At 39.2% G+C, this 19451-nt stretch carries 23 protein-coding genes and 1 other RNA gene; 3 read left to right on the top strand and 21 right to left on the bottom strand.

Annotated features, from left to right (window positions below):
• Positions 1-8: 8 nt before the first annotated feature.
• The 5 genes from cysS to tgt are packed head-to-tail and all read right to left on the bottom strand — an operon-like array spanning position 9 to position 5963.
• Positions 9-1475 (bottom strand): cysteine--tRNA ligase, encoded by a 1467-nt coding sequence (cysS, locus tag E3D81_RS08480; RefSeq protein ID WP_134777126.1) that lies wholly within the window; start codon positions 1473-1475, stop codon positions 9-11.
• Positions 1476-1493: 18 nt separating this feature from the next.
• A complete protein-coding gene (der, locus tag E3D81_RS08475) occupies positions 1494-2795 on the bottom strand; it encodes a ribosome biogenesis GTPase Der (RefSeq protein WP_099365498.1) in 1302 nt (433 codons plus the stop codon).
• A 60-nt stretch (positions 2796-2855) separates the two neighbouring features.
• Entirely contained in the window at positions 2856-3731 is an 876-nt protein-coding gene (locus tag E3D81_RS08470) for a DMT family transporter (protein WP_134777125.1), read from the bottom strand.
• An 8-nt stretch (positions 3732-3739) separates the two neighbouring features.
• Positions 3740-4822, bottom strand: a complete 1083-nt coding sequence (locus E3D81_RS08465) for an LptF/LptG family permease (RefSeq protein ID WP_134777124.1) — start codon at positions 4820-4822, stop codon at positions 3740-3742.
• Positions 4823-4832: 10 nt separating this feature from the next.
• The gene (gene tgt, locus E3D81_RS08460; RefSeq protein ID WP_134777123.1) at positions 4833-5963 is read right to left on the bottom strand and encodes a tRNA guanosine(34) transglycosylase Tgt; all 1131 of its coding nucleotides are present in this window, start codon (positions 5961-5963) and stop codon (positions 4833-4835) included.
• A 128-nt stretch (positions 5964-6091) separates the two neighbouring features.
• Here tgt and E3D81_RS08455 point away from each other — a divergent pair, with 128 nt between their 5' ends.
• Together E3D81_RS08455 and rsmG are read left to right on the top strand one after the other, a co-directional pair.
• Positions 6092-7234, top strand: coding sequence for a glycosyltransferase (locus E3D81_RS08455; RefSeq protein ID WP_134777122.1), 1143 nt, complete (start codon positions 6092-6094; stop codon positions 7232-7234).
• A 33-nt stretch (positions 7235-7267) separates the two neighbouring features.
• On the top strand, positions 7268-7903 hold the full coding sequence (gene rsmG, locus E3D81_RS08450; protein WP_134777121.1) for a 16S rRNA (guanine(527)-N(7))-methyltransferase RsmG: 636 nt from the start codon (positions 7268-7270) through the stop codon (positions 7901-7903).
• A 380-nt stretch (positions 7904-8283) separates the two neighbouring features.
• Here the strand turns inward: rsmG and ffs are convergent.
• From ffs to dprA, 4 genes are all read right to left on the bottom strand, one after another.
• Positions 8284-8381, bottom strand: an RNA gene (ffs, locus tag E3D81_RS08445) — signal recognition particle sRNA small type.
• 81 nt (positions 8382-8462) lie between these two features.
• Complete coding sequence (locus E3D81_RS08440; RefSeq protein ID WP_099367688.1) at positions 8463-8690, bottom strand: DUF6814 family protein; 228 nt, start codon at positions 8688-8690, stop codon at positions 8463-8465.
• Positions 8691-8692: 2 nt separating this feature from the next.
• Positions 8693-10228 carry an MFS transporter gene (locus E3D81_RS08435; protein ID WP_134777120.1) on the bottom strand — a complete coding sequence of 512 codons (1536 nt, stop codon included), beginning with the start codon at positions 10226-10228 and terminating at the stop codon, positions 8693-8695.
• Positions 10229-10316: 88 nt separating this feature from the next.
• Positions 10317-11414, bottom strand: a complete 1098-nt coding sequence (dprA, locus tag E3D81_RS08430) for a DNA-processing protein DprA (RefSeq protein WP_134777119.1) — start codon at positions 11412-11414, stop codon at positions 10317-10319.
• 99 nt (positions 11415-11513) lie between these two features.
• Between dprA and E3D81_RS08425 the strand changes: the two genes are divergently transcribed.
• Entirely contained in the window at positions 11514-11741 is a 228-nt protein-coding gene (locus tag E3D81_RS08425; RefSeq protein ID WP_099367691.1) for a hypothetical protein, read from the top strand.
• A 270-nt stretch (positions 11742-12011) separates the two neighbouring features.
• On the opposite strand, the gene E3D81_RS08420 is transcribed toward E3D81_RS08425, so the two are convergent.
• The 12 genes from E3D81_RS08420 to E3D81_RS08380 form a co-directional block, all read right to left on the bottom strand.
• On the bottom strand, positions 12012-12404 hold the full coding sequence (locus E3D81_RS08420; protein ID WP_134777118.1) for a hypothetical protein: 393 nt from the start codon (positions 12402-12404) through the stop codon (positions 12012-12014).
• A 320-nt stretch (positions 12405-12724) separates the two neighbouring features.
• Complete coding sequence (locus E3D81_RS08415) at positions 12725-13066, bottom strand: hypothetical protein (RefSeq protein ID WP_134777117.1); 342 nt, start codon at positions 13064-13066, stop codon at positions 12725-12727.
• A gap of 123 nt (positions 13067-13189) precedes the next feature.
• Positions 13190-13906 (bottom strand): hypothetical protein, encoded by a 717-nt coding sequence (locus E3D81_RS08410; RefSeq protein WP_134777116.1) that lies wholly within the window; start codon positions 13904-13906, stop codon positions 13190-13192.
• Between the two features lie 179 nt (positions 13907-14085).
• Positions 14086-14346 (bottom strand): hypothetical protein, encoded by a 261-nt coding sequence (locus E3D81_RS08405; RefSeq protein ID WP_245153324.1) that lies wholly within the window; start codon positions 14344-14346, stop codon positions 14086-14088.
• Positions 14343-14483 (bottom strand): hypothetical protein, encoded by a 141-nt coding sequence (locus tag E3D81_RS17505; protein ID WP_245153319.1) that lies wholly within the window; start codon positions 14481-14483, stop codon positions 14343-14345. The genes E3D81_RS08405 and E3D81_RS17505 overlap by 4 nt, the downstream gene beginning before the upstream one ends.
• 51 nt (positions 14484-14534) lie before the next feature.
• A complete protein-coding gene (locus E3D81_RS08400; RefSeq protein WP_134777114.1) occupies positions 14535-14999 on the bottom strand; it encodes a hypothetical protein in 465 nt (154 codons plus the stop codon).
• Positions 14990-15202, bottom strand: coding sequence for a hypothetical protein (locus E3D81_RS17215; RefSeq protein ID WP_167554263.1), 213 nt, complete (start codon positions 15200-15202; stop codon positions 14990-14992). Before E3D81_RS17215 ends, E3D81_RS08400 begins: the two co-directional genes overlap by 10 nt.
• 30 nt (positions 15203-15232) lie before the next feature.
• Positions 15233-15949 carry an RHS repeat-associated core domain-containing protein gene (locus tag E3D81_RS17585; RefSeq protein ID WP_134777113.1) on the bottom strand — a complete coding sequence of 239 codons (717 nt, stop codon included), beginning with the start codon at positions 15947-15949 and terminating at the stop codon, positions 15233-15235.
• Positions 15950-16227: 278 nt separating this feature from the next.
• Positions 16228-16653: a hypothetical protein gene (locus E3D81_RS08390; protein WP_134777112.1), complete on the bottom strand. Its 426-nt coding sequence runs from the start codon at positions 16651-16653 to the stop codon at positions 16228-16230.
• Between the two features lie 196 nt (positions 16654-16849).
• A complete protein-coding gene (locus E3D81_RS17210; RefSeq protein WP_167554262.1) occupies positions 16850-17056 on the bottom strand; it encodes a hypothetical protein in 207 nt (68 codons plus the stop codon).
• 302 nt (positions 17057-17358) lie between these two features.
• Entirely contained in the window at positions 17359-17832 is a 474-nt protein-coding gene (locus E3D81_RS08385) for a hypothetical protein (RefSeq protein WP_134777111.1), read from the bottom strand.
• A gap of 572 nt (positions 17833-18404) precedes the next feature.
• Positions 18405-19415: a hypothetical protein gene (locus tag E3D81_RS08380; RefSeq protein ID WP_134777110.1), complete on the bottom strand. Its 1011-nt coding sequence runs from the start codon at positions 19413-19415 to the stop codon at positions 18405-18407.
• Between the last annotated feature and the right edge of the window lie 36 nt (positions 19416-19451).

Raw genomic sequence — 19451 nt, 5'->3', positions numbered from 1 at the left:
CTATCTAATCAAATCTTATTCCAAAGTGTTCCTTCCTTGCTGTCCTTGAGCTGAATACCTATTTCCGTAAGCTTCTCGCGGATACTATCCGAAGTCACAAAATCTTTGTTTTTCTTAGCTTCATTGCGGATTCCAATGAGGATCTGCATCAGACCATCCATATTGTCCACATCTCCAACCTGATCATCTTTCAAGCCTAAAATATCGAAAACAAAATCCGACACATAGCCTTTCAATGCTTCCAAGTCGGCTGCTGTGATCGTCAATTTGCCATCATACAGTGAATTGATGATACGAACCACCTCAAACAACTCTGCAATCAGTACAGGGCTATTGAAGTCATCGTCCATCGCGGCATAAGATCTTGCTTTGATTTCCTCCAGATTTCCAAAATTGGACTTTCCGGATACCGCAATCTTATCCAACAGCGCAATGGCAGACATCAATCGTTTATAGCCTTTATCTGCAGCATCCAAAGCTTCATTGGAGAAATCCAATGTACTCCTGTAATGGGCCTGCAGCATAAAGAACCTGACAGCCATTGGCGAGTATCCCCTATTCAATAAAGGATGATTCCCAGTGAACAATTCCCCAGGAAGAAAGCCATTCCCTGCAGATTTAGACATCCTTGCACCATTGACGGTCAACATATTGGTATGCATCCAATATTTGGCAGGTGTAGTATGGTTACACGCTTCAGATTGCGCAATTTCATTGGTATGATGGGTTGCGGCCAAATCCATTCCACCGCCGTGGATATCGAATTGATCACCCAGATACTTTCTGCTCATGGCCGAACATTCAATATGCCAGCCCGGAAAGCCTACACCCCATGGCGATGGCCAACGCATGATATGCTCTGGCTTAGCCTTGATCCATAGGGCGAAATCCAACCTACCCTTTTTCTCATCCTGCCCACCCAGTTCACGGGTATTGTTCAGCATGTCTTCCAGGTTACGGTTGGTCAAGATCGTATAGTTATATTCTTTAACGTATTTATCCACGTCAAAATATACCGTACCATTCACTTCATAGGCAAAGCCGTTCTTCATAATTTCCTGAACCATTTCTATCTGTTCTGAAATATGTCCAGTAGCCGTTGGCTCAATGCTTGGTGGTATGGTATTGAACATGCGGAGCACATCATGAAAACCCAAGGTATATTTTTGCACAATCTCCATGGGTTCCAATTTCTCCAATTTAGCCTTTTTAGCAAATTTATCATCCCCTTCGTCATTGTCTCCTTCCAGGTGACCGGCGTCGGTAATGTTGCGTACATAACGTACCTTATAGCCCAAATGGACCAAATAACGGAAGATCAAATCAAAGGAAACAAAAGTCCTACAATTCCCTAAGTGAACATCACTGTAAACAGTGGGCCCACAAACATACATACCAACCAAATTGGGATGAATAGGCACAAATTTCTCTTTCTTGCGCGTAAGGGTATTGTATAATACAAGATTATGCTCCATAATGAATTGTTGCTGCTATTATTTTTGTCTAAAGAATATTTGGATCGGCACACCGCTGAAATCAAAGTTCTCCCGCAATTTGTTTTCAATAAAACGTTTGTATGGATCTTTGATGTATTGCGGTAAGTTACAGAAGAAGGCAAACATAGGTGATCTGCCTGGCAACTGCGTTACATATTTAATCTTAATATATTTTCCTTTTGTTGCTGGAGGTGGATATTTTTCAATGATCTCCAACATCACATCATTCAATTTCGAAGTAGGGATTTTCTTGGTTTTGTTCTCATAGACTTCCATCGCTGTTTCCACCGCTTTGAAAATACGTTGTTTCTCCGTTACGGAAGTAAAGATGATCGGAACATCCGTGAAAGGTGCAATCTTGCTCTTGATGGTATCTTCAAATGCCTTTGCCGTTTTATGATCTTTCTCAACTGTGTCCCATTTATTCACTAAAAGTACAATACCCTTTTTGTTTTTTTCTGCCAAGTGGAAGATATTAATATCCTGCGCCTCAATACCATCCTTAGCGTCGATCATCAAGATTACGACATCGGAATCTTCCAAGGCTTTGATGGTACGCATCACCGAATAGAACTCGATATCTTCGTTGACCTTTGATTTACGGCGAAGACCTGCTGTATCTACCAATAGGAACTCATGTCCAAATTGGTTATAATGAATACGGATCGAATCGCGGGTTGTTCCGGCAATAGGGGTTACGATATTTCTCTCTTCACCCAATAAAGCATTGGTCAGGGAAGATTTACCCACATTCGGACGACCAACGATCGTGAATTTTGGCAATTCTTCTTCTTCCTCATCCTCTACATCGAGCTCTTTTACCAATTCATCCAATAACTCTCCAGTACCCGAACCGGTCATGGAGGAAATATTATAGACTTCACCCAATCCCAAAGAATAGAATTCGTGGGTATCGTGGGTTTGCTTTGCACTATCAACCTTATTGGCAACTACAAAAACAGGTTTGCTGCTCCGTCTCAATACATCGGCAATTTCATCATCCAAATCGGTGATTCCTGTTGTGGCATCCACCACAAATAAGATAGCGGAAGCTTCATCGATAGCGATCAATACCTGATCACGGATCGCTGCTTCGAACACATCGTCCGAGCCATGCACGAAACCACCCGTATCGATTACGGTGAACCGCTTTCCTACCCATTCCGCCTGGCCATAATGACGGTCGCGCGTAACGCCACTAAAGTCATCAACGATCGCCTTCCGACTCTCCGTCAAACGGTTATATAATGTGGATTTACCGACATTCGGTCTTCCAACAATTGCTACAATATTTGCCATATTTATTATTTGATTGTTACCTCACGGCAACATTTTTCAGGTACCATGTAAATTGCAAAGTTACGCAATAAGTTTAGTTTTTAGATAGGGATAGACAAAAACTGCTCCCAAAATAATGACTGCCCCAAAATAAAAGCCGGTGCTCATGGCTTCGCGTTGACCAAAAATCAACAAGGCAAGGATAATTCCATAAACCGGCTCCAAATTAGTGGTCAGAGCCACCGTAAAAGCAGACAGTTCCTTCATGACCGCAACGCCTAACACATAGGCAAAAGCCGTACATACCACGCCAAGAAGCAACAAATACATGAGATCTTTTTGACTCAGGATCATCTGGGAATCAAACTGGCCGGTATACAACAATAAACCGCTGACCACCAAAAACGCGCCGATCATTTCATAGAAGGTAATGATGCTTGGACTCGCTTTCTTTACCATCCGTGCATTCAATATCGAGAAAATACTGGCACAGAAGGCACAGGATAGCCCGAAGACAATCCCCCAGAAATATTTGAACTCAAATTTGAAGATAAGGTATATCCCGAATATGATCAACAGACCTACCAGCACATCCGAAATGGCGATCCGCTTTCGATTGATGATCGGCTCCAAAATCGCGGTAAATAAGGTTACTGAGGATAGCGTCACCAAGGTGACGGATACCGTTGAGATTTTGATGGCATGGAAAAAGAGCACCCAATGCAATCCAACAAGCACACCCACCCCAAGATACTGCCAGATTTGTTCTTTGGAAACCCGAATGGTTTTCTTTTTATAAAGGAAAAATACATAAAGGGAAATCGCCGCAATCAAAACCCGGTACCAAACCAGGTGCAGTGCAGAAACGGAGATCAATTCACCGAGAACCCCAGTAAAACCCCAGATAAGGACCGTAAAATGCAATATGAGAATATTGCGGTTAACAACAAGTTTCATGGTTTGGCCTATTTAGGCGCCTTCTTTAAAAGATAAAAACTGATGAACAAGAATATAACATTCGGTATCAATACGGAGATCAAGGGATCCAACCCTCCTTTGATGGAGAACATACTCGAAAACCTTTCCAATACGATATAGATACAGCTCAAGCCTATCCCTATACCCAAACTCAAACCAATACCTCCCCGGACTTTCTTGGAAGAAAGTGCCACTCCGATCACCGTTAGGATAAATGCAGAAAATGGATTGATGATACGTTTATATTTTTCCAGAAGCAGGTCGTTCATCATCCCTGTTCCTCGAATCTCTTCTTTACTGATTCGGGTTTCCAATTCTTCCTGACTCATGGTCGTGAAGATATTCTCATAGACCTCAAAATCCTGCGGACGCATATCCAAGGTGGTATCCCGTTGATCACCCGACTCCATTCTTTCGGCCAGACCATCGATATGGCGGGTGGTAAAAGAGGCAATACTCCATTTATTCTTGGTAGAATCCCAGGTTATCCGTTCGGCCATCATCTTCTCGATCATCTTGTCGCCATCGAACTTCTCCAAGGAAAAGTTATAGCCCACTTTGGCCTTATAATCAAAGGATCCCATATAAACATAGGTATTCGAATCAATCTGCATGTGCGTTGAGGTGGAAGTTCCTTCCACTTTATTCGGCTTCACATAGACATTTTCAAAATTTACCTTGACCTTGTTGGTAAAGGGGATCACGTAGATGTTGGAGACCAGGGTCATCGCACAGATCAATCCGGAACAGATCAGATATGGGCGAAGCATCCGGTTAAAGCTCATCCCTCCACTGAGGATAGGCACGACCTCAGTTTGATCGGCCATTTTGGAGGTAAAGAAGATCACCGCAATAAAGTTAAAGAGCGGCGTCAGCATATTGATGAAGAAAGGTAGACTTCCTAGCGCATAATACTGCAGGAAGACCTTCGACATCGGTGCTTTGTATTTATTGAAATCATCGATCTTCTCCGAAATATCAAATATGATGATAACCACACAGAAGATGGCTACCGTGAATATAAAAGTAGAAAGGTACTTTTTAATGATATAACGATCGATAATTTTCATACCAATTGGCTTATAATCTCTGGCCTAATTTCACGACCATTTTGTTCTTCCATTCATAAAACGTGCCATCAAGGATTCGCTCGCGGGCTTCGTTCACCAACCAAAGATAAAAATGTAAATTATGTAAGGAAGCAATCTGTGCCCCTAAAATTTCTTGGGATCTGATCAAGTGACGTAAATAGGCTTTGGTATGGATCTGATCCACCAAAAGATCACTCTCCGCCTCGATCGGCGTAAAATCATCCTTCCATTTCTCGTTCTTGATGTTGATGATTCCCTCGCGGGTAAACAACATCCCATTACGGGCATTCCTGGTCGGCATCACACAGTCGAACATATCGATTCCCAAGGCGATGTTTTCCAGAATATTCACAGGCGTACCAACGCCCATTAAATACCTCGGTTTTTCTTTTGGTAGGATATTGGTCACCACTTCGGTCATGGCATACATTTCCTCTGCTGGTTCTCCTACGGAAAGACCACCAATGGCATTACCTTCCCGCTCGAAAGAGGCGATCACTTCGGCCGATTTCTCACGTAGATCCTTATAAACCGAACCTTGAACAATAGGAAACAAGGTCTGCTCATAGCCGTATAATGGCTCGGTGCTATCAAATCTATCGCAACAACGCTTTAACCAACGGTGGGTCATATCCAAAGATCTTCTGGCATAGCGATAATCGCAAGGGTATGGCGTACATTCATCAAAAGCCATGATAATATCAGCGCCGATCACCCGTTGTGTATCCATTACATTCTCTGGAGTGAACAAATGTTTCGACCCATCGATATGCGAGCGGAAGGTCACCCCCTCTTCCTTGATTTTACGAACCTCGGTGAGGGAATACACCTGATAGCCTCCCGAATCGGTTAGGATCGGGCGGTCCCAATTGATGAATTTATGCAAGCCACCAGCTTTGTTCAATACCTCCAAACCTGGACGAAGGTACAGGTGGTAGGTATTTCCTAAGATGATCTGTGCTTGAATATCATTGACCAGTTCATGTTGATGTACCGCTTTTACGGTTCCTGCTGTACCAACAGGCATGAATATCGGGGTTTTTATGGTGCCGTGCGCGGTTTCGATCTCACCGGCTCTTGCTCTTGAATTTTTATCTTGTGCCTGAAGCGTGAATTTCATATTTATCCTTAATCGTCGGCAAAAATACTATAAAATTTCGAGCCTATGCTAATTCCGCTATTTAATTAGTATTTATTAACATCCCAAAGACATTTTAGGTCGAGAACCTGTATCTTTGACCCTAATTTATGCCATTTAATTTCGATATCTCCTTTAATTACTTCCATATTCCTTATGGACTGCTGTTATTGCTGTTGCTGTTCCAGCTATATTTTATCCTGTTTGTTTATGGGAGGCTCTCTAGGTATAAGGTAAAATCCTATCAGGAGGCGACTGAAAAACCTGCGGTCTCCGTGATTATATGTGCCCATAATGAGCAGGAAAATCTACAACAATATTTGGGAAGTATTCTGGAGCAGGAATATCCGGAATTTGAGGTCATTGTGGTCAACGATTGTTCCAGCGATGAGACCAAATGGGTATTGAAGGAATTCTCCAGCAGGTATGCCCATCTTCGGGTAGTGGAGATCAAGGAACATATCCAGCTGAAGCATAGCAAGAAATTTGCACTTACCATGGGGATCAAGGCCGCCAAGCATGGCCTTCTGCTGATGACAGATGCAGATTGTCAGCCGATGAGCAGGCAATGGTTGGCAGAAATGGCTGGAGCCTTGCAAGGAAAGAAAGAATTGGTGTTAGGTTATTCACCTTATTTCAAATATCCCGGTTTTCTGAATAAATTGATCCGATTTGAAACCACGCATACAGCGATGAGTTATTTGGCGTATGCATTGAAGGGTGATGCCTATATGGGTGTTGGTAGAAACCTGGCCTATAGCAAGGAATTGTTCTTCAAAGGAAAAGGGTTCAATGCACATATGCACATCAAATCGGGGGATGATGATCTTTTTGTGAATGCCAATGCCAATCGAAATAATGTGGAGATTGCCATTTATCCGGATGCCTTTGTGGAATCAGCACCAAAGACAACCTGGAAAAGCTATTATAAACAGAAGGCTAGGCATGCGGGTGCATCCGTATTGTACAAAGCCCGTCATAAAAGCATGTTGGGCATTCAATTGATCAGTGCTGTGCTATTCTATAGTTTATTGTTGGTCAGTGTTATTTTATTGCCTAGTTTCTGGTATGTGGCGTTGGCGGCTTACCTGATCCGATTGCTTTGCCAGCTTTTGGTCTTCCGGGCGATCTATAGAAAACTTCAGGTGTCTGACCTGTTGGTCTGGCTCCCTATATTAGATTTGTATTATTATTTTTATATCTGTTTTAATGGTTTATTCAATAGGAATAAGAAATTGAAGAGCTGGAAATAGATAGGTAATTCGTTTAAAATTAATTTGTTCATCGTGAATCCAACAGTAGATATTATTTACCAATACTTTCCGAAGCTTACGGAAAAACAGAAAGAGCAGTTTGCCAAATTGGCGGAGGTTTATCCATTCTGGAACGACCAGATCAATGTGGTTTCCCGCAAGGATATAGAGAGTCTTTATTTGAAGCATGTGCTACATTCGTTGGCGATCGGGAAATTCGTTGGGGAGTTGGCGCCGAAGACAAGGGTTTTGGATGTGGGTACTGGCGGAGGATTTCCGGGGATTCCTTTGGCGATTTTATTTCCGGAAGTGCAGTTCCATTTGGTGGATTCGATCGGTAAGAAGATCAAGGTGGTAAGGGAAGTAGCATCAGCTTTGGGATTAACGAATGTGGAAGCGGATCATATGAGAGCGGAGGAACTGGATTATAAGTATGATTTTGTGGTTTCTAGAGCGGTGACTAGATTGGGGGATTTTATCCCTTGGGTAAGGAATAAGTTTGAGAAAAAGGATAAGAATGGGATCCCGAATGGGATTTTATATTTGAAGGGCGGGGATTTGAAGGAGGAAATCAAGGAAGCAAGGGTTAAGGCAGAATTGCATAAGATCTCGGATTTCTTTAAAGAAGATTTCTTTGATACGAAGTATGTGATGTATGTGCAGATGTAGGAGCGTCATTGCATTGGCTCTGCGTCATTGAGGAACCAACAAGTCATTGCGTGCCCCCGCGTCATTTCGTGTACCCTGCGTCATTGCGAGGAGGCACGACGAAGCAATCTTTCGGTATGCGGCGCCCTATGTCATCCTGAGCGTAGTCGAAGGATCTGTACGCTGGTAAACGAACAGATGGTTCGACTACGCTCACCATGACATCGCTAAAGATTGCTTCGTTCCTCGCAATGACGCAAACCCTCGCAATGACGGGTAAAGTTCCTCGCAACGCAAACCCTCGCAATAACCTACCATACGACAAAGGCCTCTCAATCGAGAGGCCTTTGTTCGGAAATATATATTACTAATATTTTTAAAACTAAAAATTATCCATAAAAAATGGGTAAGCCCCCTTTATCGCACCGCTCAACCAAATACCCTTGCTTTGTTCCCAACCTGGGGGAGTCAATGGGAGCTGGTCGTAAAGGACTTACCCACGGCAAAATTAACAAATTTTTAATGTTTCCGAAAAGAAAATAGCATTATCCTGCTATCCACCTGAATCTCAGTCAAAAAATTACATCTTCTCTTCATGATATTCCCCTTTTAGCGCGAAATATCCAAAAACTCCCAGCCCAATACTAATAATTGGTGTAAGAATAAACAGAATAATAATCCCAAACACCACATCTTCCTGATGACCGGACATGATTTTTGGCAATCCAAATTTTGCGATACAGAAATAGGCGGTCAGCAAAGCCAGCCCGATCCACAACCATCCTAATATTTTTTTTAATCCTTCCATAATTAACTCAAATCTTTTGCAACCATATTTTTATTGATATAAAGCGCGCCGATGATGAAACTCACCGCCGAAATAATGATCGGGTACCACAGCCCTTCCAAATAAAAGGTTGGATCCCCAATGGTCTTGGCATTGGTCGCCAAATAGGTAGAAACTGCAGGCAACAATCCCCCGAAAATCCCATTCCCGATATGGTAAGGCAAGGACATGGACGTATAACGGATCTTAACCGGAAATATCTCCACCAAGAAAGCGGCGATAGGCCCATAAACCAGTGTGATATAGATGATCTGAATAAAGATCAACAAGATCAGTTTGATGTAATTCCCCCCATTGATATGTACTGTTGTTTTATCCAAGGCCTTTACCTCCCCCTGAACAGCTTTCCCATCTCTACTGATCAAACTTTTATGTTCCTCCTTTAAGGTAGTTCCATCTGAAAATACCTTATTGATGGTATGCACCTCATACACATCCTCCCCTTGATGGCTTTCCGAGTAATGTTCGGTTCTTGAAGCTACGACCTCTTCTTTTAGCACAGGGTTGGTAATGTTATACATGGCTTGGTAGATCGGTCTGTAGGTAAGCACTGCCAATAGCATCCCCAGCAACATCACCCATTTCCTGCCCAATCTATCCGACAACCTTCCAAATACCACAAAAAACGGGGTACCGAACAATAAGGCGATCCCCAGAATGGTATCCGCCTGGTTGGATTCCAGCATCATCACGGTTTTCATATAGCTCATGGAATAGAATTGTCCGGTATACCAGACCACCCCCTGCCCCATTGCAGCACCAAATAAGGCCAACAATACGAACTTCAGATTATATTTATTACCAAAACTTTCCTTCAATGGATTGGTAGAAGTCTTCCCTTCTGCCTTTGCCTTTTTAAATTCAGGCGATTCATCCATATTCTTCCGGATCAGGTAAGAAACATAGACCATCAGAATAGATAGCAGGAATGGAACACGCCAGCCCCATTGATCAAATTGGTTTTCCGTGAGGAAGAATTTGGTCAATAGGATCACCACCAATGAAATGAACAAGCCAAAGGTCGCGGTGGTCTGAATCCAGGAGGTCCAATAGCCACGTTCCCCTTTCGGCGCATGTTCTGCCACATAGGTTGCAGCACCTCCATATTCTCCTCCAAGTGCCAATCCCTGCAGCAAACGTAATATCAACACGATCAATGGCGCCATAAATCCAATCTGTTCATAACTTGGAATACATCCTATGAGGAATGTAGCGCCTCCCATCAACATCAGGGTGACCATAAAGGTATATTTTCGACCGATGAGATCGCCCAAACGGCCAAAGAATAATGCGCCGAAAGGTCTGACCACAAATCCCGCTGCAAAGGTGGCCAAAGTGGATAAAAATGCTGCAGTTGGATTATCTGCCGGGAAAAACTTGGTGGAGATAACGACAGACAGACTCCCGAAAATAAAGAAATCGTACCATTCGATCAGGGTTCCCAGCGAGGAAGCCCCGATCACTTTCCAGATCCCCTTCTTACTTACTTGTTCTTGCATAGATGTATTAGGTTTTAGGTAATTTATGTTATTCAGATTTTAGGTAATTTGTGTTATTTAAATTTAAGGTATTTTGAATTATTTAAATTTAAAGTAGTTTGTATATTTTTCCTGGTAAGGACTGTATGAGGCCTTTAAGCTCCAATTCCAACAGCACGATGGCGAGTTTGCTCTGCGGCCAATCGCAGTAATTTGCCAATTCATCGATCAATGCCTGTCCTGCATCCTTCAAGAAGCCAAATACTTTCTCTTCATCGGCATTCAAATCCTGGAGCATGCTTAATTGAACACCCGAATCCTTTTTTGGTTCAGATGGAATTTCCCAACGCATCAATTGCAAAAGATCCCTGGAACTTCGGATCAGATGTGCCTGGTGCATCTGAATAAGCTGGTTGCTTCCATTGGAATACGGTTGATCCACATTGCCTGGATAAGCACATACATCGCGGTTATAGCTATTGGCAATATCGGCTGTTATCAATGCGCCACCCTTATCGGCCGCCTCCACGACCACGGTTACATCGGCCAAACCTGCAATAATGCGGTTCCGCATGGGAAAATTGGTCTTATCAGGTTTCGTTCCGGAGGTAAACTCAGATAATAGACTGCCATTTTCCATGATCTTTAATGCCACCTCCCGATGTTCATAGGGATAGATCCGGTCCAATCCATGCCCCAATACCGCAACATTCGGAATGTTATGGCTATTCGCGGCTTTATGGGCAATAATATCGATCCCAAATAATCCACTGCATACCAATACCTCGGCCCTTCCGATTCCTCCCAGGAGCTCTTCGGTCAATTTTCGACCATAGTTCGTTGCATTTCTCGTCCCGACCACGCTGACCACTTTCTGTTTATTATAATCCACCTTGCCTTTGCTGAACAAGAGCAATGGTGCATCATCGCAATTACGGAGTCTACGGGGATAGCGTTCATCTTCGAACCATAAAACATCGATCCCATGTTTTTCAGCGAATCGGTATTCGGATTCCGCCTCATGCATATATTTCTTGGAAAGAATGGTTTCAACGACCTGTTTACTAATTCCCGGAATAGCGTTCAATTGCGATCTGGAACTTTGGAACAACGCATGTAGCGAGCCAAAATAGGCCAATAACAACTTGCAGGATTTAGGTCCGATTCCCTTTATTTTGGTAATCGCAATTTGCTCTATTGCATTCATTATTTCGGTTAGTTGGTATTAAATATAAGGATTCGATGTGCTTTCTGCAACATCTGTAAAACTTAAATGCTTAACTTTGCAGGGATAAATTCAGCGATTATGGAAATGCAAGAACCTTTTGATATAGAAATTAATGGTGTGGAATATTCGGTTTTCCCGGATGAAAAGGATACTTATACGATTTTTAAGGATGGGAAGGAGTATGTGCAGATTATTAAGGACACAGAGACTAGCTGGTTGAAATTAAATCCGGAGACTGGCTTGCCGATGTTTGGTATGGATGAAGAGGTAAATTTGATCGGCGCGGAGATATTGAAAGCGGAGTAGTTTTTTTAGAATTTTGATATTATCTGATACTTCTTACTATATCGTTTGAAGTTAAATAAGAAAATTAAGGCTTTTAGAAAGTGTTTTTGACAAACTAGTAGGATGTATTCTACAAGCAGATTTACGCCATGGACAATTGTATAAATTGAACTGTGTTTGTGTCCATGTAATCTGGATATTCAGATATTTTGTCAACTTTTCTTCTTCATTCTGGTCAATTCGTTAAATCAGCACCAAGCCTAAACGATACACCGCACGCACCTGGAATTTTTATTTATTTTTCTGTTGTTTCTTTATTGCTTTTTCATAAAACGGAGCAATTTCCAATATAATCTTTTCTCCATTTCGGAAAACCTGTATTATAGAATCTCCCTTTACTTTACTAATAGAATCTCCAACTTGCATCTTTCCCCAAAAATATGGATGAATTCCTCTACTCTTATTATCAACAAATTCAATCATAGAAGCATTGTGATTAAATTTATCATAATATCTCATTTCAATTTTTCCATTATAGGAATCTTCAATTTCTAAATTATAATTTTCTTTCATCAATGATAATATATCCTTTTTATAAATGAATTTAAAAACTAAAAAAAGACATAATCCTATCATAAAAACAAAAACTATCGGATGAACCTTTATTCCTCTTTGCTTTTCCATTTCAAAGTAACTATAGTTTTAAAACCTATATTATAGTAGAACTATCACAGCACCAGCAGATATTAACTTGTTGACTTCAAGTCTATACATACTTGCTTTTGGTCAAATACATTTTTATTATATAAAAATCAAATTCCATAAAATTCTGTCTTCTTTGGGTCTTTTATCTCTGAACCATTTTTTGCATTATTATTTGATGTTGTTGCGTCCCTTCTTGTGTCACCAACAATTTATTTTATTTCAACAAATTACCTTCAATGCGTAACGCACCTGCAACGCCTAGCCCATAAATTGACTTACCTTTTTTGTAGACTTTCCAACTAATTTGTTTGATTAAACTCTTTTAACATATCCTCATATCCTTCCGTCTGTAAATTTTGTAATACATCATTCTTAACTTTTTCTTTTCTTATATCTTTTTTCCTTACTATCTTAATATTTTCAATCATATTCAACTTACTTTGATGATGATAGTTACTGAAGATTACCCATGTCATCAAATCATACCACTCTCCCATTTTCACAGCTTTCTTTTCCACTATCGTCCAAATAGAAGACAATTCTTTAAAGACAACTCCATTTGTCAATACTTTTCCATCGGAAATATCTATTTCATCCGGCCATAGTTCTATTGATTCATCATAAAGTTTATTAAAATCCATATTTTATTAATTTCCAATTACAATACCATTTTGATCAAGCGTTGTACTTTCACCTGACTTTTTTGAATTTGGCCCAAAATCATTGGTTCCTTTAGGTCAAACTTTCCATTGAGTACCTTCATACTATTTTTTCCATATTTCTCCTCGCCACAATAACTGATTTCTGCCTTTAATATAAATCAACTCCTGATAGTAAGGTTCAAACTCAAAAAAGCATCTGTCAAAGTTTGGTAAAGTAATGGTAAGGTAATTGTACTTTTCCGTGTCAATACTTTCCTCAAAAATTTTAAACAATATCCTGCCGTTGTAAAGTTCTGTTCCCGATACATCAGCATTCAGGCTAAAGCCGATTTGATTTGCAGCGGTTCTTCTATTCCATAGATGCTTTGATTTGGGCAGTACCATATACGCCTTATCAGTTATGACGGACTTACTGTTATCGTGGTTAAACGTAAAGTCCAATTTTACAGAATGAAAATCAGTAGGAAAAATTACTTGGATATATAAACTGTCTTGCGAAAATTTATTCTGTTTTTTAATTTCATATTCAAAGCCTTTTTGCTTTGTGTAATAATCTTCGCTTGTAATCTCTAACACATTATATGCTATAACCGACCATTTACCCTTTGAAGCATAATCACATTGCTCTATTACAGGAGTAAATGATATTTCAGCGTTCCATAATGTATAGGTTCCATCCGACTTAAATTCCAATTTCTCTGAACTCTTTTGTCGCTGATATACACCTGTCGTATTTTGAACTTTTAATTTTTGACCTTTTGTTGAAATGCAGCCAATAAGTTGAAACGCAACTATTGATATAAATAAAAACTTTCTCAATTCTTCTTATCTTTTAATTTTTCGTAAACCGTTCTTCCATCCGAAGCTTTTATGTTCATTAACGTTATGCCGTTAATATCTTTCAATGAACTTGCTCCTGCAGGATATGAACCATCAAAAGAATATTGTGTCTGATAGAAAGCGTCATCTCTATAAATAGTCTTAGAGTGATCGTTTAACTAATTCTGGACAGCATATTCAAAATTAGATGTACCATTAGTCCAGTAATCTCTTGATCCGTAGAAATTGTAGTTTCCTTTATTGTGATTGTAATTTCCATAGTATCCTGTGGCACCTTCTCCAAAGTGATTCCCGTTTATGAAAATAACAACATTTCCATCAGGATCTATAGCATTTGTGGGATTATTCTGAACATATCCATAAACAGATTGCTCGAAATTTAACTCCGCCATTGGATCAATCACATTCCACCTCCCTATCTCCGCGTCATAGAACCTCGCACCGTAATCGTATTGCCTTCCGCAACTTTTCCGATGTTCTGCCGATTCCGTGGCACTTCCAGCACATACATCAGGGATGCAAAAGCCTTTATGCCATATAGCTTATAAACCAACACCGCCCAATCCGATAAAAGCTTGGGCGATAATTCTTCTGTAACAAGTTATTATTATACTTTACAACTCAAATTAAGAGCTCCCAAATTATTTTTAGCATTCCAACCTGCATTAAACCTATTCTCGTATCCCTCACCTATGTTACCTAACAAATTAGTTCCTTCTAGAACAATGTTATTAGTAAAAATCACCGGAGCGTTAAATTCACAGTCAAAAAAATTGAAAAAGTCAGTAAAAATATTCTCATCAAAAATCAGTGAAACGTCATTATGTCCTCCCATTTGATAATCAATATATCCATTAACAACACAACATCTTAATGTTAAACCTTTGACAAACCAGCAAGAATGTATATTAAACTCGTTTATAACACAATTTTCTATTATAATTTCAGTATCTAATTCAAAACATCCAGTAAGATCAATACATTTAATCATACAATTGCTCATTTTTACGTAATCATTTTGAGAAAAATACGTTTTATCAATTAATTCTATACTTTGATTCTTTATTTCCATAATATATCTCCAAATTTTATAATTCCTCCATCACTAATTCTAGTTGACACTCCTGGATACATATTAACAGACAAAATCTCACCATCTTTAACAAATGCCTTCAATGATTTTTGAATACCATTTATTGTGCCTATTAATGTATTATCACCAGGTTTCAGTATCGCTTTATTACTTTCAATAAGTTTAAAAGCATTTTCTACCAATGACTCTTCAGAAACGCCAAGATCATTATGTCACCCATTTGCAAGTGCATGCTTCTTGAATGCTTCTTTTACTCCCTGTCTAATCTTCAACCCTGTAACCACAACATCGTCTGCAGCGTACGACATCATTTTTGTTCCAAGCTTATATTTACTGAGATACCCCGCGGTGAACAATTCGGCCAAAGAAGTAGCAAAATTTATTGCAGCAAAGCCGGGACGACCGTCTGCTAGGTTGTTTCCACTCTCCGCAGCAGAGCCAAATATCGGCACATGATAAGTCCATGTTGGCCACCTAAAGTTATTTAATTTATTGCCCCAAACAGTAACCGTTTCAATTATACCTCCAAATATGGTAGAATCGGTTGCAGCCATCCCAGTAGGATCAATGTAGCTAATCGGATTGTTCATCCCGTACACATACGGTGATACGTTTTCAAAAGCCTCCGCCAGCGGATCCACCACGTTCCACCTGCCTATCTCACTGTCATAGAACCTTGCCCCGTAGTCCAGCTGTCCGCCCAGCTCCTGCTGTACCTCCTTGCCATTGGAAAGATAGCGATTGTTCCCTCCCGATACAAGTGACCGGGTCTTCCCGAAGGCATAGTCCTGACGGACGCCCACCGAGTTCACCGTCGATATCCGGGAGAGCTTGGTCCCCAGCGCATCGTATACATACGAAACGCTCGTGCCCGGCCTCGTGGCCGTTTCGGATAGGTCCAGGTGGTTGAAGCTGAGTACCGTAGACATCCTGTCCCGGTCACACGCCCGAAGGCATCATATATCGTATAGCTCCATTCCTTACTGGCCTTACTGCGCTGCACTGCATCCTGCGTTAAGACGACTTGGTCTGGTCAATTTCATCAGGCTGAAACATTGCTGGTAATCGCTCTAATTCTTCAAATATCCAATATTGAAGAGGGATTTTTTACGATCAAAAATTTGTTGGAGCAGTATTGATTGCGGATATCATTATAAACAACATTAAAAATCTCATAACGTTAATAGTTAATTTAATGGTATAGCAGCTATATTTCTTTTTGTATTTCATTTTTAATTTCATAAATTTTTGATAGTTCTGCAGTGAGTCTTTCTTCCAACTCAATTATTAAGGCGAGGGCTCTATTATTATCCGTCATTACGTTGTAATTAAAGTATATTGCTTCCAAATTCAAGTCTAAATTAGATTTATGTTGTTTTACAAGGATATCAAATATTTTAGCTATATCCTCTAACTCAAAAGAATCATATATCGATTCTGTCTCAGAAATCTGTAGTGCAGCTGTCATAATTAAAATTAATCTTATGTCGTTTAAATACTTTTGATCAACGTTATTCAAATAATTGAAGAAGGAGGTATCATTTTTAATTCTAAGCATTAAATCGTGAGAAATCACATTTATGTTTCTTTCATATTCTGCTAATCTCTCTATAAAGTTGTTTAGGTTTATCATCGTTTCGTTGTTTTTAGTTTGTCATGAATGCTTTCAGCTTGGTCTATTAATTTTTACATATCCTTAGCTATCTTGTCACCTTTTTCTTTGCCAGCTCAGTTAATTCTATTCTCGTTTTTTACCATATTTAGGATTATATGATTTGCCCTTTTTCAACCTTCCGCGACCTTCAATACCCCACTTCTTTCTGTCCGAACTACAATAATACCGTTTGATGAGTCAATTCTTGAAAAAAATCTTCCTCAACTAACCAAAAGCTTTGAGATAGGCCTCTATCTCCATCAACTAAAAAAAATTGATAATAATCTGTATCAAGATTTAACTCATTACTTCTATACAACATATTCATAAAACACGAACTTAAAATAAACTTGCAAAGCAGACAAACCTCTAATCCAATCATAATCTTCGAACACCTCTAGTCTTCTTAGGTTTCGCCTATCTTTATCCCGATCATAATGAAAGACTTTAAGTTTACCTCTCTCAAAAGCATTTAATGTATGCTCGTAAATGCTTTTTGTTAAAGATTTATATCATATGCCACCACCAACGCGAACGCCTTCCGTGCAGGTGGCCCCCAAGCTGGCCGATGTGCTCATCAGGGATTACAAGGTTAGGAAAACATATGCGCAATAAAACAATAGTGCCAACCTGTTTAAAGATTGGCACCACGATTTAGTATACTAGTATTCTGTATTATCGAAATTAAGGAGTGTATTGTTTTAAGACATTTACTTTCCTATCATTATTCATAGCTGGCCAAATAACTATACGATAAAAATCATCTCCTTCATCCCCCTCAACAGTCGTCAAACCTTTTGAATAAACCCGAACACTATACAATCCCGATGGCAACTCAACTTCTAGAACTACACTTGATGTAGGACAGTCCTGAACTTGTAAAACACCTGTCTCAATATCGATTTTACCTTCAACAACATGATCATACTCATCTAAGTTCCCAATATTAGATCCATCATTCTTTATCTCCAATCGTCCTTTTACCGGACCATAACATTCTGTTCCTACAGCTAAAAACCCTTTATCAGAGGCCATTCTTTGGTAAAAAGCTGTGTCTGTCCATAAAACGCCACCAGAATCTTCATCAGCCCCATCAGTCAAATAAAATTGACTATACTGGGTATAAAAATCTAAAGGGTATACATCCTCATTAATCATATTTTTACAAGAGCTAAGATTTAATAAAATCAATAAAACATACTACATATAACTATCCTTGGATATCAAACTCATAATTAATTCTAACTTCGTTTTATAAATATAATTTATAAAACCTACTTAAACATAAATTTTGGTTGATCAATATTGGCATCGCACTGAAAGCAAGGTGAAAGTATACCGAAAGTATGTAAAATGTATATCAATTATACTAACAACATACTTTCAAATTAGAAACACCTTTCATTCATAAAGTTTTAAACCAATACCCACTTCAAACCCTTTTAAACCTAGAATGGAATTTATTTTTAATGAATAATTGATGATCTTAAAAGGATAATATTTAGTAAATTTTCAATGGTTCAACTGTTGAATTTGAAAAAATCATATCGTATTACCGTGAAAACGATAAAAATTTAAAAGGTGCAGACCGAAATGACTAACAATCCCTTAATTTCATTAAAAATAAATGATAAATATAGCATTCTCATCTACAAAAGGCAATGACGCTTTGAATGGTCAAATAATAATTTGGTTATGAAAGATGATTATATTAACCATCTCAAAAAAATTTAATTTGTAGGAGTTTTATTCAACACCTTTTTATTGGCTTCAATATAATCCCAATGCCAACCTAAACGTTCTTTCACTTCTTTGAAAATCCGGGGATGAAGTAATTCAATTTCCTCACTCCCATTAATATCCTTTTGAGATTTAACAAATTTCATATCTAGCTGTCTCCGCAAAAAGATCACAGCGTTATATCCCCACTGAAGTTCGTCCGGAGAAACATGGTCATGATCTTCAATGACCTTCGATATTTCACCGTTTTTAATAAAAAACACAAAATTCGTCGTATTACCTCCCATCTTTGCGGATAAGTATTCTTCTTGTAGTGAATCAAGATCAATAAAATCAAAACCATCAATTATTGATTCTAATAGATTCGCCTTTAATTTGGATTGATAAAAAGAACCGGGAATTTCATCTATTTCTCTTATTTCAAATTTTTGATATAAATAATTGCCTTCATTATCTAGGGTGTATAATTCATCTGAGAGATCTTCAGGAGTAATTGATACAACGATTACTTTATCAAAACTTCTAATACTGTTTGAAACTTTTTCAACCTTTTTATATTTAAATACCTCATCATTAATTCCTATTGTTTGAAGCATCAAACTCTTTTCATCAAGGCCTTTTATTAACAACATTTGCCAATCCAGATTAACTATATCCCATACCTTAAGTGTGTCGCCATTAATTTTAAATTTCGTTTTGGAGCCAATCAACATAGGTATTCCATTATCTGAATTATTCCTATCAAAAAAACCAGGTTTATAATTACAAGAATCCCCATAGAAATAAAAGCCATTTGAAAAAACACCGAAAAGATTACGAGTTGGATATACATCGTGTGGTGAATTTTCCATGACCCGATCTAAACTATGGTTTTCAAATACCATATCGATTGCCCACCTTCCTTGTATATCCTCGCTGCTGAAGCCTTTCTTTTTTTGATGGCAAGACATGAGCACCAAAAGAGCTATTTGCATCAAAATAACTGTGTGGAGAAATTTCATATTATACAATTTAATAGTTGTATTGATCCAGTTTGC

This window comes from Sphingobacterium sp. CZ-2, from assembly GCF_004526235.1.
Taxonomy (GTDB): Bacteria; Bacteroidota; Bacteroidia; order Sphingobacteriales; family Sphingobacteriaceae; genus Sphingobacterium; species Sphingobacterium tenebrionis.
Note: the sequence above shows the minus strand (reverse complement) of the source record. Positions and strands in the feature narration are given on the sequence as shown.

Coding starts and splice junctions, on each gene's coding strand:
- E3D81_RS08380 (WP_134777110.1), bottom strand. CDS start 19,415: ATGAAATTTCTCCACACAGTTATTTTGATGCAAATAGCTCTTTTGGTG.
- E3D81_RS08385 (WP_134777111.1), bottom strand. CDS start 17,832: ATGATTAATGAGGATGTATACCCTTTAGATTTTTATACCCAGTATAGT.
- cysS (WP_134777126.1), bottom strand. CDS start 1,475: ATGGAGCATAATCTTGTATTATACAATACCCTTACGCGCAAGAAAGAG.
- tgt (WP_134777123.1), bottom strand. CDS start 5,963: ATGAAATTCACGCTTCAGGCACAAGATAAAAATTCAAGAGCAAGAGCC.
- E3D81_RS08420 (WP_134777118.1), bottom strand. CDS start 12,404: ATGGAAAAGCAAAGAGGAATAAAGGTTCATCCGATAGTTTTTGTTTTT.
- E3D81_RS08465 (WP_134777124.1), bottom strand. CDS start 4,822: ATGAAAATTATCGATCGTTATATCATTAAAAAGTACCTTTCTACTTTT.
- E3D81_RS08415 (WP_134777117.1), bottom strand. CDS start 13,066: ATGGATTTTAATAAACTTTATGATGAATCAATAGAACTATGGCCGGAT.
- E3D81_RS17210 (WP_167554262.1), bottom strand. CDS start 17,056: ATGATTGGATTAGAGGTTTGTCTGCTTTGCAAGTTTATTTTAAGTTCG.
- der (WP_099365498.1), bottom strand. CDS start 2,795: ATGGCAAATATTGTAGCAATTGTTGGAAGACCGAATGTCGGTAAATCC.
- E3D81_RS08435 (WP_134777120.1), bottom strand. CDS start 10,228: ATGCAAGAACAAGTAAGTAAGAAGGGGATCTGGAAAGTGATCGGGGCT.
- E3D81_RS08390 (WP_134777112.1), bottom strand. CDS start 16,653: ATGATAAACCTAAACAACTTTATAGAGAGATTAGCAGAATATGAAAGA.
- E3D81_RS08425 (WP_099367691.1), top strand. CDS start 11,514: ATGGAAATGCAAGAACCTTTTGATATAGAAATTAATGGTGTGGAATAT.
- E3D81_RS08470 (WP_134777125.1), bottom strand. CDS start 3,731: ATGAAACTTGTTGTTAACCGCAATATTCTCATATTGCATTTTACGGTC.
- E3D81_RS08455 (WP_134777122.1), top strand. CDS start 6,092: ATGCCATTTAATTTCGATATCTCCTTTAATTACTTCCATATTCCTTAT.
- E3D81_RS08440 (WP_099367688.1), bottom strand. CDS start 8,690: ATGGAAGGATTAAAAAAAATATTAGGATGGTTGTGGATCGGGCTGGCT.
- dprA (WP_134777119.1), bottom strand. CDS start 11,414: ATGAATGCAATAGAGCAAATTGCGATTACCAAAATAAAGGGAATCGGA.
- E3D81_RS17585 (WP_134777113.1), bottom strand. CDS start 15,949: ATGTCTACGGTACTCAGCTTCAACCACCTGGACCTATCCGAAACGGCC.
- E3D81_RS08400 (WP_134777114.1), bottom strand. CDS start 14,999: ATGGAAATAAAGAATCAAAGTATAGAATTAATTGATAAAACGTATTTT.